This window comes from Gluconobacter vitians, from assembly GCF_015244565.1.
GTDB lineage: Bacteria > Pseudomonadota > Alphaproteobacteria > Acetobacterales > Acetobacteraceae > Gluconobacter > Gluconobacter vitians.
The window spans coordinates 173,203-187,958 of sequence record NZ_JABCQG010000005.1 but is presented as its reverse complement, the minus strand read 5'-3'; the positions used below and the strand labels follow the sequence as shown (position 1 = coordinate 187,958).

General features: G+C 62.6%; 17 protein-coding genes and 1 riboswitch. Of the genes, 9 read left to right on the top strand and 8 right to left on the bottom strand.

All coding sequences use genetic code 11. The features are described from left to right. Nucleotide 1: 1 nt before the first annotated feature. Nucleotides 2-1,441, bottom strand: coding sequence for a cryptochrome/photolyase family protein (locus HKD24_RS06040; protein ID WP_194259451.1), 1,440 nt, complete (start codon nt 1,439-1,441; stop codon nt 2-4). Between the two features lie 202 nt (nt 1,442-1,643). Between HKD24_RS06040 and HKD24_RS06035 the strand changes: the two genes are divergently transcribed. The 5 genes from HKD24_RS06035 to ribH all read left to right on the top strand — a co-directional run bounded on the left by HKD24_RS06035 (nt 1,644) and on the right by ribH (nt 5,686). After that, complete coding sequence (locus tag HKD24_RS06035) at nt 1,644-1,835, top strand: entericidin A/B family lipoprotein (RefSeq protein WP_194259450.1); 192 nt, start codon at nt 1,644-1,646, stop codon at nt 1,833-1,835. Between the two features lie 180 nt (nt 1,836-2,015). Further along, nucleotides 2,016-2,173: riboswitch (FMN riboswitch) on the top strand. A 117-nt stretch (nt 2,174-2,290) separates the two neighbouring features. After that, entirely contained in the window at nt 2,291-3,340 is a 1,050-nt protein-coding gene (gene ribD, locus HKD24_RS06030) for a bifunctional diaminohydroxyphosphoribosylaminopyrimidine deaminase/5-amino-6-(5-phosphoribosylamino)uracil reductase RibD (RefSeq protein WP_228124198.1), read from the top strand. Next, nucleotides 3,322-3,960 (top strand): riboflavin synthase, encoded by a 639-nt coding sequence (locus HKD24_RS06025; protein ID WP_194259449.1) that lies wholly within the window; start codon nt 3,322-3,324, stop codon nt 3,958-3,960. Before ribD ends, HKD24_RS06025 begins: the two co-directional genes overlap by 19 nt. Next, the gene (gene ribB, locus HKD24_RS06020; protein ID WP_194259448.1) at nt 3,957-5,210 is read left to right on the top strand and encodes a 3,4-dihydroxy-2-butanone-4-phosphate synthase; all 1,254 of its coding nucleotides are present in this window, start codon (nt 3,957-3,959) and stop codon (nt 5,208-5,210) included. Before HKD24_RS06025 ends, ribB begins: the two co-directional genes overlap by 4 nt. Further along, on the top strand, nt 5,207-5,686 hold the full coding sequence (ribH, locus tag HKD24_RS06015) for a 6,7-dimethyl-8-ribityllumazine synthase (protein ID WP_041111496.1): 480 nt from the start codon (nt 5,207-5,209) through the stop codon (nt 5,684-5,686). Before ribB ends, ribH begins: the two co-directional genes overlap by 4 nt. 32 nt (nt 5,687-5,718) lie before the next feature. Here the strand turns inward: ribH and pqqE are convergent, their stop codons facing one another. From pqqE to pqqA, 5 genes are all read right to left on the bottom strand, one after another. Continuing rightward, complete coding sequence (gene pqqE / locus HKD24_RS06010) at nt 5,719-6,789, bottom strand: pyrroloquinoline quinone biosynthesis protein PqqE (protein ID WP_194259447.1); 1,071 nt, start codon at nt 6,787-6,789, stop codon at nt 5,719-5,721. Continuing rightward, nucleotides 6,786-7,076, bottom strand: coding sequence for a pyrroloquinoline quinone biosynthesis peptide chaperone PqqD (gene pqqD / locus HKD24_RS06005; RefSeq protein ID WP_194259446.1), 291 nt, complete (start codon nt 7,074-7,076; stop codon nt 6,786-6,788). Before pqqD ends, pqqE begins: the two co-directional genes overlap by 4 nt. Then, nucleotides 7,073-7,792 (bottom strand): pyrroloquinoline-quinone synthase PqqC, encoded by a 720-nt coding sequence (gene pqqC / locus HKD24_RS06000; protein WP_194259445.1) that lies wholly within the window; start codon nt 7,790-7,792, stop codon nt 7,073-7,075. The genes pqqD and pqqC overlap by 4 nt, the downstream gene beginning before the upstream one ends. Further along, nucleotides 7,789-8,703 (bottom strand): pyrroloquinoline quinone biosynthesis protein PqqB, encoded by a 915-nt coding sequence (gene pqqB, locus HKD24_RS05995; protein WP_194259444.1) that lies wholly within the window; start codon nt 8,701-8,703, stop codon nt 7,789-7,791. Before pqqB ends, pqqC begins: the two co-directional genes overlap by 4 nt. A 114-nt stretch (nt 8,704-8,817) precedes the next feature. Beyond that, nucleotides 8,818-8,898 carry a pyrroloquinoline quinone precursor peptide PqqA gene (gene pqqA, locus HKD24_RS05990; RefSeq protein WP_010502998.1) on the bottom strand — a complete coding sequence of 27 codons (81 nt, stop codon included), beginning with the start codon at nt 8,896-8,898 and terminating at the stop codon, nt 8,818-8,820. Nucleotides 8,899-9,082: 184 nt separating this feature from the next. Between pqqA and HKD24_RS05985 the strand changes: the two genes are divergently transcribed. Beyond that, on the top strand, nt 9,083-10,342 hold the full coding sequence (locus HKD24_RS05985; RefSeq protein ID WP_194259443.1) for an AI-2E family transporter: 1,260 nt from the start codon (nt 9,083-9,085) through the stop codon (nt 10,340-10,342). Between the two features lie 196 nt (nt 10,343-10,538). Then, nucleotides 10,539-11,165: a guanylate kinase gene (gmk, locus tag HKD24_RS05980; RefSeq protein WP_194259442.1), complete on the top strand. Its 627-nt coding sequence runs from the start codon at nt 10,539-10,541 to the stop codon at nt 11,163-11,165. Here the strand turns inward: gmk and HKD24_RS05975 are convergent. Next, nucleotides 11,155-12,105, bottom strand: a complete 951-nt coding sequence (locus HKD24_RS05975; RefSeq protein WP_194259441.1) for a slipin family protein — start codon at nt 12,103-12,105, stop codon at nt 11,155-11,157. The two genes, gmk and HKD24_RS05975, sit on opposite strands and share 11 nt — an antisense overlap. A gap of 34 nt (nt 12,106-12,139) precedes the next feature. After that, the gene (locus tag HKD24_RS05970) at nt 12,140-12,547 is read right to left on the bottom strand and encodes a GntR family transcriptional regulator (protein WP_194259440.1); all 408 of its coding nucleotides are present in this window, start codon (nt 12,545-12,547) and stop codon (nt 12,140-12,142) included. Between the two features lie 160 nt (nt 12,548-12,707). Here HKD24_RS05970 and hisG point away from each other — a divergent pair, with 160 nt between their 5' ends. Continuing rightward, complete coding sequence (hisG, locus tag HKD24_RS05965) at nt 12,708-13,433, top strand: ATP phosphoribosyltransferase (protein WP_194259439.1); 726 nt, start codon at nt 12,708-12,710, stop codon at nt 13,431-13,433. Then, the gene (gene hisD, locus HKD24_RS05960) at nt 13,433-14,725 is read left to right on the top strand and encodes a histidinol dehydrogenase (RefSeq protein ID WP_194259438.1); all 1,293 of its coding nucleotides are present in this window, start codon (nt 13,433-13,435) and stop codon (nt 14,723-14,725) included. Before hisG ends, hisD begins: the two co-directional genes overlap by 1 nt. Nucleotides 14,726-14,756 lie beyond the last annotated feature (31 nt).

Below are 14,756 nucleotides of genomic sequence, written 5' to 3'. Positions count from 1 at the left end.
TTCAGAGACTCCTGAAGGCCTGAAGGGCGCGATCCCGCCCTTCCTTGAGGTCAACGATCGGGCGGGGATAGGACTTCCCGAGCCTGACACCCGCTTTTTCCAGTTCTTCGTCCTTTGCTGCCCAGGGCTCGAACAGGGCCTTGCCGGATAGACGCCGCAGTTCCGGCACCCACTGACGGATATAGTCGCCGTCCGGATCGAACTTCTCGGCCTGTCGCGTGGGATTGAAAATCCGGAAGAACGGCGTGGCCTCGATGCCCGTGCCGGCCACCCACTGCCAGTTCATGGCGTTATTGGCGAAATCCGCATCCACCAGCGTGTCGCGGAACCAGGCATCACCTTCTTTCCAGTCGATCAGCAGATGCTTTGTCAGGAAAGAGCCCACGATCATGCGCGCCCTGTTATGCATCCAGCCGGTCTGCCAGAGCTGACGCATCCCGGCATCCACGATCGGCACCCCCGTCTGCCCACGCTGCCAGGCCTTCAGATCGGCAGCACTTTTGCGCCAGTGCATTCCGGTAAACTTGGGGCTGAGATTTTCAAACGGCAGTTTCGGCAGATGATACAGCGTATAGCGGGCAAACTCCCGCCAGCCGAGCTCCGATAGAAAAATCCGCGGTCCCTCCGTATGTGCGCCATGCTTCTGAAGCGCCGCCCAGACCTGCCGGGGCGACACCGCGCCGGAAGCCAGATAAGGCGACAGGCGCGACGTCCCTTCTTCGGCCACCCGGTCCCGCCCCCTCGGATAGTCCGCGACGGCATCCTTGAGGAAATCCTGAAGATGCTCCTGCCCCTCGGCCTCGCCCGGCTCCCATGTTTTGCGGAAACCTTCCGCCCAGTCCGGCGCATGCGGGCAGAGGTCTTCCTCGTTCAGGCGCGCATCCGACATCATGGATTTTGGAATGGCATGAAAGGATAGTCTGTGCGGCGCGTCGAGCGGTTCCGGAACGGCCTGGGTCTGGAGCGCTTTCCAGAATGAGCCGCAGATTTTGTAGAATCCGCCCTGCTTCGTCTGCACAGCCTCCGGATCGACCAGTACCGTGCCCCAGTGTGCCTTTACCTCACAGCCCTGCTGCTCCAGCGCCTTCCGGATCTGGCCATCCTGCGCCCGCTCGCGTTCATGCAGCCGATGATGCCAGTGGACCGAAGCGGCATCCGCCTGTTTCGCAAGCTGGGGAACCAGCTTTTCCGCTGATCCCGAAAGCGTCAGCAGGGCGCCGCCGTGCTTTTCAAGCTGTCCCCGCAGCTCTGCCAGCGCACCGTGAAGCCACCAGCGGACAGCTGCCCCGAGTGGATGGAGGGCCGGGGTGACGTCATCAACAATATAGAGACAGATCAGAGGACGGCCGGAGGCGGCTGCCTCATGCAGGGCAGGATGGTCTGCCATGCGCAGATCGTCCCGAAACCAGACGATGGCAGGGCGGTTGTGGGAGCTGGACATGGATCCTCACGGCAAGGGAAAGATATGTTACAAAGCGCATAACAGCGCGGTTCGTTCAGATTGGCGCCCGTCAGGATAATATTTAAGTCTTTTTTGGGGCTGACAGGGCGATTACCTGAAAGAAAATTTCCTTTTCCTGCCGTGAACCATTGTCGTCAGGTGTCGTTTACAAGGCAAAACGCTCTCTAGAGGATTTTTACCTATGTCCACCAAGTCCATTGCACGCATCGCCCTGTCCCTGGCTCTGCTGTCCGGCGCTGGCGTCACGCTCTCGGCCTGCAACACCGTGCGCGGCGCCGGTCAAGATGTCAGCTCTGTCGGACATGACGTCGCCCGTGGCGCCAATGCTTCGCAGGACGCCATCCAGCGCAACACGAACGCCTCTCCGAACTGAGGTCTGCTCAGTTCCATCAGGGTTTTCAGAGCCGCCGGTCCCCTGACCGGCGGCTTTTTTTGTGTGAAAATCCTCACCTGCCTGTGCTTCAGGGACAGACCTCCCACTCCGGTGAACGGGAGTACGCGGATTTTTGCTTGTCTTTCGTCCACAGACAGTTTCATAGTTTCCTTTGAACAAAGACGTTCTCAGGGCGGGGTGAAATTCCCCACCGGCGGTATTGGCGGATTTCTCCGCCTCAGCCCGCGAGCGCTTTCCGGATTTCAGTCCGGAAGGGACAAGCAGATCCGGTGAGACTCCGGAGCCGACGGTTAGAGTCCGGATGGAAGAGAACGCAGCACTTGTCCGGTGACGGACAGGTTCGGGTACTTGTTACCCGGCCTGTATTCCGTATCGGCTGAGGGCGGCGTGCGCCTTGCGGGCGTCCCGACTGTAACGGGACCAGAAGACGCAACTTGGCTGACCAGACTACCCTTTCCGACACAGTTTCGCTGACCGCGATCCGCCATGGCTTTCATTCGGCCATCGCGCAGGCTGTCGACACTTTCGGCGCTACGGCACCCAACCCGTCTGTGGGCTGTGCACTGCTGGATGCGGGCGGTCGTATCCTGACGGTTGGCGTTCATCCGCGCGTTGGACAGCCTCATGCCGAAGCCATGGCTCTGGCGCAGGCCCGGGCGGCAGGTGTGCTGGATCAGGCGCGCGTGGCCCTCGTGACGCTGGAGCCGTGCAATCATACCGGGCGTACCCCGCCATGCAGCGAGGCCCTGCGCAACAGCCCGGTCCGCGAGATCTGGATCGGTGCGGCCGATCCCAACCCGCAGGCCGCCGGTGGTGCGACGCGACTGCGCGAAATGCCGGGTGGAAAGCGCGTGGTCATGCTGGCCGACCGGTCGGACATGGCCGATCTGGCACGGGACTGCCGCGCCCTTCTGGCCCCTTTCGCAAGCCGCGTCGTGCGGCACCGTCCCTGGATCAGCGTCAAACAGGCGCTGGATGAACAGGGCTCCATGGTGCCGCCGCCGGGACAGAAAACATTCACATCCCCGGACTCGCTCACCCTCGCGCATCGCCTGCGCCGGGCGACGGATGCGATCATCACCGGTGTCGGCACCGTTCTGGCAGACCGCCCACGCTTCACGGTCCGGCATGTCGCGGATCATGAAGGCCGTTCGCCGCGCCTGCTCGTCGTCTGCGACCGCCACGGGCGCCTTCCGGCAGACTGGGTTTCCGAAATGACGGAAGCCGGGTTCGAAGTTCTCACCAGCTCCGATCTGCTCTCCGTTCCCGCCATGCTGGCGGAGCGGGGCGTGAACTGGGCGATGATCGAGGCCGGTCCGGCCTTGCTGGCATCCGTGGCTGAAGCCGGCCTGTGGGACGACTGGCTCACCATTCACAAAACTGCGGGTCACAAAACTGCGGACTCTGACCGCATCGACCTGAAATCGCGGGACGAGAGCCCGCTGCGACTGCTGAGGGAAAACGCATGTTCTCTGGAATCATAGAGCGTCTGGGAACCGTCCGCTCCGCTTCCGTCCGTGCCAAAGCGATGGATCTGACCGTGGAGACCGGCTTTCCTGATCTGGAACTCGGCGAGAGCGTGGCGGTCAACGGCGTGTGTCTAACAGTCGAGACTTTCGATTCAGCAGGCGTGGCGACGTTCCATCTCAGTGGCGAAACCCTGTCCCGCACCCCGCTGGACCAGCTCAAGCCCGGATCACGCGTCAATCTGGAACGCGCCGTCGCCGCCAGCACGCGGCTTTCGGGCCATATCGTGCAGGGCCATGTGGATGGCGTGGCGACCCTCGCCAGCGTTGAAAAAGCGGGCGATTCCTATGCCCTGCGCGCCTTCGTCCCACAGGCCCTGCGCCAGTATGTCGTGGAAAAGGGTTCCATCACCTTCGACGGCATCAGTCTGACGGTGAACGAACTGCATGATGACATCATCCGTGGCAATCAGGCCGGTTTCGAAGTTGGCCTGACGATCATTCCGCACACCTGGGAACACACCAACCTCTCCACGCTGTCGGTCGGGGACCGGATGGATGTGGAAGTCGATGTGCTCTCCAAATATGTCGAGAACCTGCTGCGGTTCTCGCCCAGTCTTGCAAAGGCCGCATCATGAAGCCGTCCCTGAAAGCGGCCATCGAGGCCATCCGCGCCGGCGGCATGGTCGTCATGGTCGATGACGAGAACCGTGAGAACGAAGGCGATCTGGTCATGGCGGCGCAGTTCGCCACGCCGGAAGCCATCAACTTCATGGTCCGCGAGGCGCGCGGGCTGGTCTGCCTGCCGCTGGAAGCCGAACAGGTGGACCGTCTTGGCCTGCCGCCCATGGTCACACGCAACCGCGACCCGCGCGGCACGGCCTTCACGGTTTCGATCGAAGCGGCAACAGGTGTGACGACCGGCATTTCCGCCGCCGACCGCGCCCGTACGATCGTCGTCGCGGCCAATCCGGCGGCCACGCCGGACGATGTCGTCTCGCCGGGGCATATCTTCCCGCTCCGCGCCCATCCGGAAGGCGTTCTGGGCCGCAATGGCCATACCGAAGGCTCCATTGACATTGCGCGGCTGGCCGGGCTGGAACCCGCAGGCGTGATCTGCGAAATCATGGCCGATGACGGCAGCATGATGCGCCTGCCGGAACTTCGGAAATATGCCGCCAAACACAACATGCCCGTGGTCAGCATCGCAGACCTTCAGGACTGGTGCCGCGAGCATGGCCGTGGTCCTGTCGCAGGCCATGACCTGATCTGCACGCCCGTCCCGGCCGCTGGCGAAATGGTGGCCGAATCCGCCCTGCCAAGCATCTTCGGTGGCCACGATCTGCGCATCCATGCCTTCCGCGCTGTCGATGGTGTGGAGCATGTTGCGCTGGTGAAGGGCGATCCGTCCAAGGGCGTGCCTCTGGTGCGGCTGCATTCGGAGTGCGTGACCGGCGATGCGCTCGGCTCCCTGCGCTGTGACTGCGGCGCGCAGCTCCGTGAGGCGCTGGAGCGGATTTCGGCGTCGGAATCCGGCGTGCTGGTCTATCTGCGGGGCCATGAAGGACGCGGGATCGGACTGGCCAACAAGATCCGCGCCTACGAACTTCAGGATCATGGCATGGACACGGTGGAGGCCAATGAAGCCCTCGGACTGCCCGCCGATGCCCGTGAATGGGATGCGGCAGCCGACCTGCTGCGCCATCTGGGCGTGAACTCGCTCCGCCTTCTGACAAACAATCCGGACAAGGAATCCAACCTGGTCCGCTTCGGCTTTGACGTGAAATCCAGCGAACGGCTGGAAATCGAGGCCAATCCTTTCAACCGCGCCTATCTTGCGACCAAACGCACGCGGATGGGCCATTTCCTTCAGGAACAGCCGGCATGAGCAAGCACATCCCCGTAGCCCCCGACCTGCGTCTCTCGCCCGCGCCGAAAATGGCCATCGTGGTCAGCCGCTTCAACACGAACATCACAGGCGGCCTGAAGAACGGTTCGCTCGAATGGCTGGAAGAACGCGGCATCACGGATGTGGACGTTTATGACGCGCCCGGCGCTTTCGAACTGCCGCTTCTGGCACAGCGTCTGGCGAAGTCCGGCAAGTATGAAGGCGTGATCTGCCTCGGCTGCGTCATCAAGGGTGACACCGCGCATTTCGAGTTCATCTCGCTGGGCGCGACCATCGGCATCATGCAGGCCCAGCTTGCCACCGAAGTGCCGATCGCCTTTGGAATCCTCACGACCTACACCGAACAGCAGGCCGTGGACCGCTCCCGCAAGGATGCCGAGAATAAGGGCCGCGAAGCCGCCGCTGCCTGTGTGGAAAGCGTAGCCTTCCTGCGGAACGTTCCCGGCCAGCCCTGATCAGCCCGGCGGCAGGCCGGGCTCCTGTGCTGTCAGAAATGCCGGTAGAGAAGTTCCGGCCTTTCTGACGCCTCGGTGACGGCCTGTTCCACCCGGTCGTGATAGGGGGAGAGACTGCACACGGGGTCAGTATTCGCCGCATTCCCCGTCAGCGCCATCGCCTGACAGCGGCACCCGCCCCAGTCACGCTCCTTGCGCTCGCAGGAGCGGCAGGGTTCCGGCATCCAGTCCGTGCCGCGGAACATGTTGAACAGCGGCGAGATGTTCCAGATTTCGGACAGGGTCACATCTTGCACATTCGGGAATGCGACATCCGGGATGATTTCGGCTGCATGGCATGGCAGGACCCGGCCCGAGGGTGTCACATTCACGAAACGCTGGCCCCATCCCCCCATGCAGGGCTTGGGCCGGTCTGCATGATAGTCCGGCGTCACATAATCAACGGACAGACCACCTTTTGCGCGCTCCGCTTCCACGGCGCGTGTGGATTCTTCCAGCTGGTCCCGGCTGGGGAGAAGCGCATCGCGGTTTTTCAGGCCCCAGCCATAATACTGGGTATGTGCAATCTCGACCCGTCCCGCACCAAGCTCCCGTGCTAAAGCGAACATCTCGGGGATGCGGGCGACATTTTCCCTGTGAACCACGAAATTGAGCGTCATCGGAATGCCGGACGCCCGGATGAGCCGCGCCGCCGCGATCTTGCGGACCTGCGCGCCCTTGAGGCCGCCGATACGCTCGGCCCCCGCCTCCGTCACGTCCTGAAAGGACAGCTGGATGTGATCCAGCCCTGCCTTGTCCAAAGCTTCCAGCTTTGCTTCGTCCAGCAGAACACCGGAAGTGATCAGGTTGGAATACAGGTTGAGACGCCGCGCGACGGAAACCAGATCGACCAGATCAGGGCGGACCATGGGTTCGCCGCCGGAGAAATGAACCTGCAGAACGCCGAGTTCGGCAGCCTGCTCCAGAACAGACGTCCAGGTGGCCGTGTCGAGTTCTGCCGCCTTGCGTTCGAGTTCAAGCGGATTGGAGCAGTAAGGGCAGGAAAGCGGGCAACGATGCGTCAGTTCAGCCAGAAGGCTCATCGGCGGCGAAGGGAGTGTCATGTGTGCAGGACGTTCTTTTCTGTCAGTTCAGAAAGAAGCGCGAGGACATCCTTCGCAATGACCTCACGCGGGGCGGAAAACTCGATTGCAAGCTGCTGAATGATGTCGCCGACGCTGCGCTTCCCATCCAGCAGCCGCAGAATATGCGGCGCGGCGCCCTCAATCACAAATGCTTTTTCAGGCGCCTGTACGATCCACAGATCCCGCACGCGATCATGCTGGAGCCGGTGGCCGCGGGCGAAGGAGAGAACCGTCTCCTCCGTTACGATACGAGGGGTCTCCGTCATGGAACGAAGGCACCCGGTGGGATGTGACCTTTCACATAGGCGTAGTCGAGAGCATCCAGCATCGTCCATAGGACGGAGCACTTGAACTCAAGCGCACCGAGGACTTCTTTCTGCTGCTCTGGCGTGCGGGCATTTTCGCGAACATAGGCCAGCGCGAAATCGGAATCCCGCGGGGCCTGCGTCAGACGGGGCGTGAAATAGGCCAGCGTCTTTTCCGACACGAAATCATAGTGACGCAGCATGCCTGAGACGCGCTCGCTGATGATCGTCGGCGAAAACAGTTCCGTCAGCGACGACGCAATGGCCGCCAAAATCGACTGATCCCGCACGAAGTTCACATAGGCATCGACCGAAAAGCGCGTGGCGGGAAGCAGGCCCTCGAGGCTTTCCACATAATCCCGATCCAGCCCCAGACCATCCGTCAGCATCAGCCAGCGCGCGACACCACCCGTTCCGGGTTCCGTGCCGTCATGGTCTTCGATCCGGCGACGCCATTCGCGGCGCAGTTCGGCCGTCGGAAGGCGTGCGAGAAGCGTCGCATCCTTGGCCGGAATGCGGGCCTGATAATAATAGCGGTTCAGCGCCCAGGCCTGAACCTGAGCCTTGTCGAGCTTGCCGTCATGCAGCTTGCGATGGAACGGGTGCCGGTTGTGGTACCGCTCGGCCCCGATCTGGCGAAGCTGTGCTTCAAGCTGGTCAGGTGTGAGGAGCGTCATGGTGTGTCCAGTCTGAAAGTCATGCCGTCTTCCGCAACCGTCCATCCGGCGCGTTCGACGTCTTTGCGTTCGGGGCTGTCTTCGAACAGAATTGGATTAGAGTTGTTGATATGAATCAACACTTTACGGGGTTTTTCGCATGTCGTGAAACATTCGACCGGTCCCCCGGCATCATTCACGGACACATGCCCCATCCGCTGTCCGCTCTTCGGGCTCAATCCGGCGCGGATCATTTCGTCATCCCGCCACAACGTCCCGTCAAAGAACACGAGATCGGCTGCGGCCACCCGTTCCACGATTCCCGGCGTGATCTGTGCACAGCCGGGAATGAAGAGCAGCGTCTTCTTTCCATCCGTAATGGACAGACCCAGCGTCTCGTCCGGGCGTGAACCGGCGGCTTCCGCGTAGAGCGGCGCCTTGCCAGGAACGGCGAAGGCCGTGAGCAGAAGGCCGGACGGAATCCCGTCCTTGTTCATCAGGGACGTGGCTTCATCGAGAATGAGCGGAACGCGCGGGACGATTGCGGGATCGAGCGCGCCGAAAATCGGGTTATCCGCAAGCTGCTGGAGGGTCGAGTCGCTGCCCATCAGCGTAAAAGGTTCACGCTCCCGCAGGGTCAGAAGACCTGTTACGGCATCAATCTCGCCGCAGGTCAGGACGACGCCCTGAATGGGGGTGCCGCGCAGACTGCCCTGATGGTGCAGGGCCGGTGTACTGATGATCTGCTGCCGCAGGTCGGGCGAGGCGTTGAGAATGAACCAGCGCTTTCCGTCGGCGCTGACGGCAAGGGAGGCCTGGGTCCGGGCTTTTGCGCCCTGTCGCGTGCGGGCGGCCACACAGCCGGGTGCTGCGGAGTTCCACTGCGGAAAACCGCCCCCTGCCGCCGCGCCGAGCACGATGACATCAATCATTTTTTCACAAACCGTCTGACTGGGGCGCCCTGCGACGCCCATGAACGAAAACGGCCGCTCCATGGGGGAGCGGCCGTGCCATATTCCTCAAGGACTGTACCTCAGGGAAGAGGCTTATTTCTTCTCGCCGCAGACATACGAGTTGATTTCTGCGCCCAGCGGGATTTCGGTAACTTTCGGTGTGTTCCAGGCCATGATGATTCTCCTTTGTCTGCGATAACCGGCAGATGCGTCAGACCACGCATCCATCGGTGCTCCTCATGATTTAGTGACCGGATGCCACTGGAGTTCAAGGGGGTTTTTGGGCAGAACACGCAACTGTGTCCTTTCGCGGATCGTTCCGATCCGTGCGTTCCGTCTTTCGCTTCAGGCAGAAAACATGTCCGGCCGTCCCACTGCGTCTTCCGCCGACCCTGCCTGTAGCGACAGTGCCTCTCCATCCGACCGACCAGGAGACAGACTGGCGCCGGACGGCGATTTTCTGGACCCGACGCTCGATCGCAACCTGCTGCGCGAACATCTGAACATCCGGGACATCTGCGTCCTGATCCTGACGGTTCTGGCGGTCTTCTATTCGCTGTATTTCACAGCGCCCATTCTCCTGCCTTTCGTCTTCGCACTCGTCCTGAACCTGCTGATGATTGCGCCGATGCGATTCCTCACACAGCGTCTGCATCTTCCCCGGCATCTGGCCGGGCTGATGCTGATCGTCATGATGTTCGGAATCGTGGGCGGTATTGCCACGACGATTTCCGTCCCGGCCGCCGGCTGGATCACCCGCGCGCCGCAGACCCTTCCCGCATTGCAAAGCAAGCTGGCCGTGCTCAGCGGGCCAATTGATGTGGTTCAACGCGACTACATGCGCCTGTCGGCCATGTTCAGCGGACATTCGGGCACAACGCGCACCACGCGTGGCGTGACAGGGACGATCGGGGGGGAGACGGCCCTCTCGCGACTTGGCTCATCCGTCCTGGCTGGAACACGCGAACTAGCCGGCGGCTTCTTCTCGATGCTGCTGATGCTGTTCTTTCTCATGACGGAAGGCGACACGCTCCTGCGCCGCTGCGTCGAGATCATGCCGACCTACGCCAAAAAACGCCGCCTCGTGGAAATGGCGACGCAGATCGAGCAGAACGTCTCGCTCTATCTTGTGACGATCACGATGATGAATCTGGGTGTCGGGCTGGTGAACATGATCCAGTGCTGGGCCACCGGTATGCCCAACCCGCTCCTGTGGGGCGTGCTGGCCTTCCTGCTGAACTACATTCCCATCATTGGGCCTCTGACGGGTGTGGTGGTCTATTTCGTGGTCGGGCTGTTCAGCTTTCCATCCCTGCTCTACGCGCTCCTGCCGCCGTCGATCTATCTGCTGATCCATGTGCTGGAAGGCGAGACCATCACGCCCATGCTGCTGGCCCGGCGCTTCACGCTCAATCCCGTCTTCGTCATGGGATCACTGCTGTTCTGGGACTGGATGTGGGGTATTTCGGGTGCCTTCCTGTCCGTGCCGATGCTCGCGGTCTTCAAGATCGTCTGTGATCATATTGAAGTGCTGGCACCGCTCGGCCATGTGCTGGGCGGCCCGACGCGGCGGACGATCAGCAGTGCCATTGTCGCGCAGCTTCAGTCCGAGCCGTGAGGGCAGGGGCTTTGCCCCGCACCCCACAAAGGGGCTCGCCCCTTTGATCCCGATTCCAAATTAAGCGGTTTCCAAAGGCCCCCGGCCTTTGGCGGGTTTCAGGGGAGAGCCCTGAATATCTGGCCAGAGCCGCCCCCTTTACGCTAGACGCTTCGGCAGAACATTCCTGTCTGGTTCATTATTCCAAGGAGACCCCATGACCCAACTGCCCCGCCGTGGCGTCTGTCTGGTGATCTCGGCCCCGTCTGGTGCGGGCAAGTCCACCATTGCCAACGCCCTGCGCGCTTCGGAACCCACACTGCGCCACTCCGTCTCGGTCACGACGCGCGGTCCGCGCCCGGGGGAAGTCGAGGGGGTGCATTATCATTTCCGGGATATCGCGGAGTTCCGCCGCATGGCCGCGGATGGCGAGCTTCTGGAATGGGCGGAGGTCTTCGGACGGGGATATGGCACGCCGCGTGCGCCCGTCGAGGAAGCGCTGGATGCCGGGCATGACATGGTGTTCGACATCGACTGGCAGGGCCATCGTCTGCTGCGCGCGGCGCTGCCGGACGATGTGGTGAGCCTGTTCGTCCTGCCGCCGTCTCTGGAAGAGCTGGAACGCCGGCTGAACAAGCGGGCCTCGGACCATCCGGAAGAAATCGCCAAGCGCATGAAGGCGGCGCTGGATGAAATTTCCCACTGGGCCGAGTTCGATCACACGATCATCAACTCGGATCTCGACACCGCCATTTCGCAGGCCCGTTCCGTGCTCACGGCCGCACGGCTTGCCACGCGGCGTCAGCGCAACCTGCTGAACATGGTGGCCAGCTTCAGTCGCTGACCTCGCTCTCGGCCGCCGGAGGCGCCGCTTCCGGCTGGACCGTCTGCATTGCGGCGGCAAAGGCCGTGGCAGTGGTCATCGAATCCGCCATGGTGGTCGGCATCAGGATGGTGGTGCCGCGGTTCTTGTTCATTTCGAAGATGCGGTTGATCTGCAGGATCTGAAGCGCGATTGGTGAAGCCTCGTAGGTCTTCGCCGCCAGTGCCAGTTCATGCGCCACTTCCCGTTCCGCCGAAGCCAGCGTGACGCGGGCAGCGCGCTCACGTTCAGCCTGGGCCTGACGGCTCATGGCGTCCTGAAGACTGTCGGGAAGCTGCACGTCACGGATTTCGACGGCCTGAACCGTCACACCCCATTCGCGCGTCTTGATTTCAATAAGGTCCCGCAACTCCCCGTCGATACGACGCCGGTCTTCCAGCAACGTGGCGAGATCCGAACTGCTCACCACCTCGCGCAGGGTCGTCAGCGCGACCATCGACACCGAACCTTCATAATTGTCGAGTTCCGTGATCGCCCGCAGCGGGTCATGCACCATCCAGAACACGACCGCATCCACATCCACCGGCGTCGTATCGCGCGTCAGGGTCTGTCGCGTATGGACCGGCACGGTGCGAATGCGCTGGTCCACGACGGCGTCAATCTGGTCGAGGAACGGCACGATCATGAACAGGCCCGGGCCGCGCAGACCCTGAATTTTTCCCGCCCGCAGGACCAGAACGCGCTGCCAGGAATTGCACATCCGCAGGGACATCAGTACCAGCAGCGCCAGAATAACCCCACCGACAGCCCATCCGGGAGCCTCTGTCAGGGCCGTCAGACCGGCAGCGGCGAGCAGGATCGCGCCCGCGATGGATGCCGCGACCGTATTGACGGGCAGGCGCGACCGGTTCCCTGCGGTACGAAGCGGCGAAAGGGACGGGAAAACAGGAAACTCCGGCATGGACATCAGCCTTTCGAAACGCCGTCTTTCGGCATCAGGGATTGGGCAGGGAAAGAAGATCACGCATGGCCTGAAGAACCGCTTCGGGCTCCAGACCCAGCGCCTGGCACCGGGCGATCGTGGACGCGGCCAGATCCCGGATGTCCGCCGCCCGGCGCTCTTCATCCGGTGGCGGTGGCATGTCGCTGACGAAGCTGCCACGCGCCCGGAAGGTCTGGATGGCCCCCAGTCGTTCCAGCTCGGCATAGGCCCGCTGTACGGTGTTGAGATCCACCCGCAGATGGACCGCCAGGGCACGCATGGTCGGCAGACGATCCCCTGGACCAAGGAGACCCGAGCCGATGGCCGCCAGCACACGTTCCCGGAGCTGGACCCGAAGCGGCAGGCCGCTCGTATCCGACAGGGGCGTGGGAAACAGCAATGTTTCTATGTTGGCAGACATGCATACAAGATTGAGCGACGGCGCTTCCGGACGTCAAGAAAATTCGCATCCGGCCCTCACCGAGGCTGGAAATTCCTTTGGGGAACTTGGGAAGACTGCGGCTTCGTGATATGGCCTGCCATTCTCTCAGTGGCTGCGGACGGCAAGGGAAAGACACTTCATGACAGCGCCCCAGAACGGGACCGGAAACGGCCTCCAGACCGGAGCGGACCTCGCTGTCCGCAGTGACTCACCCCTGATCCTGGCGCTCCCGAAAGGGCGTATCCTCAAGGCGCTGGCCCCCGTCCTGACGCGCACGGGCATCGAGCCCGATCCAGACTGCCTGACGGAAAGCAGCCGCCGCCTGCGCTTTGGCACGTCCAATCCGAATCTGGATGTGGTCCGGGTCCGCTCCTTCGATGTCGCGACCTTCGTGGCCTATGGGGGCGCCGATATCGGCGTCTGCGGTGCGGATGTGCTGATGGAGTTCGATTATCCGGACATCTATGCGCCGCTCGATCTGGGCATTGGCGGCTGCCGCATTTCCGTCGCACGCCCCAAGACCATGGTCGAGGATCCTGCAACCGGTCAGTCCCGCCTGCGCGTTGCCACGAAATACCCGACCATCGCCCGCCGCCATTTCGCGTCCCGCGCCATCAACGCCGAGATCGTGCATCTGAATGGTGCGATGGAACTGGCACCGACGCTGGATCTGGCGAGCGTGATCGTCGATCTGGTCGATACCGGCTCCACACTGCGCGCCAATGGCCTGATGGAAACCGAGACCATCGCGCATGTCACGAGCCGCCTGATTGTCAACCGCGTCGCACTCAAGACCCGCCCTGAAGAAATCAGCGCCCTGATCGAACGCTTCCGCGCCGCCCTGAACACGGAGGAAGCCGCCTGATGAAACGCCTCGATACGTCCGCTGCCGGTTTTTCCGAAGACTTCGCAACACTACTTGCCGCGCGCGGCAGCGACGAACGCAGCGTGGCCGAGCCGGTCCGCGCCATCCTCACTGACGTCCGCAGCCGGGGCGATGAAGCCCTGTGCGATTACACCGCCCGCTTTGATCGCCTGACCCTGCCAGCCGAAAAGCTGCGGATCAGCGCAGAAGAAATCGCGTCCGAAGCCGCGCGCGTCCCTGCTGACCTGATGGACGCCCTGCGCACCGCCGCCCGCCGGATCGAGACGTTCCACGCTGCCCAGATGCCGAAGGATCTGGACTTCACGGACGAAGACGGAATCCGGCTCGGTATGCGCTGGACCCCGCTGGATGCGGTCGGGCTGTATGTTCCCGGCGGCAAAGCGGCCTATCCGTCTTCCGTCCTGATGAACGCCCTGCCCGCGCGTGTGGCGGGTGTGAAGCGGCTGGCCATGTGCGTGCCGTCTCCGGACGGCGTGCTGAACCCGCTGGTTCTCGCGGCCGCACAGCTCTGTGGCGTCGAGGAAATCTATCGCATCGGTGGCGCGCAGGCCGTGGGCGCTATGGCGTTTGGTACGGATCTTATCGCGCCCGTGGACCGCATCGTCGGTCCCGGCAATGCGTATGTTGCAGAAGCCAAGCGGCAGGTCTTCGGGCATGTCGGCATCGACAGCATCGCCGGTCCGTCCGAGGTCGTGGTCGTCGCCGATGGCCAGAACGATCCGCGTCTTGTTGCGCTCGATCTGCTCGCGCAGGCCGAACATGACGAACAGGCCCAGGCCATCCTCATCACGACGGATGCCGCCTTTGCCGAGCGTGCTGCCGAAGCCGTCCGCACGGAGCTGGAAACGCTCCCTCGCACGGCCATCGCCTCAAAAAGCTGGGACGATCATGGCGCGATCATCGTGGTGCGCTCACTTGAGGAAGCCGCCGAAATCGTCAACGCACTCGCCCCCGAGCATCTGGAAGTCATGCTCGACGCCCCGCGCGAGTTCTCGGCCATGATCCGCCATGCAGGCGCGATTTTCATGGGCCGCTTCTGCCCCGAAGCCGTGGGCGATTATGTCGGCGGCCCGAACCACGTCCTGCCGACCAGCCGCACGGCGCGTTTCGCCTCCGGCCTGTCGGTCTTCGACTTTATCAAGCGCACCACCACCATCGAAGCCGACGAAGCAGGCCTGCGCCGGATCGGCCCGGCCGGTGTGGCGCTGGCCAAGGCCGAAGGGCTGGACGCCCATGCGCTGAGCCTGTCGGTCCGGCTGGAAAAGAACTGATCCAGCCTCCACCCGGGAGGCTCTGACACCT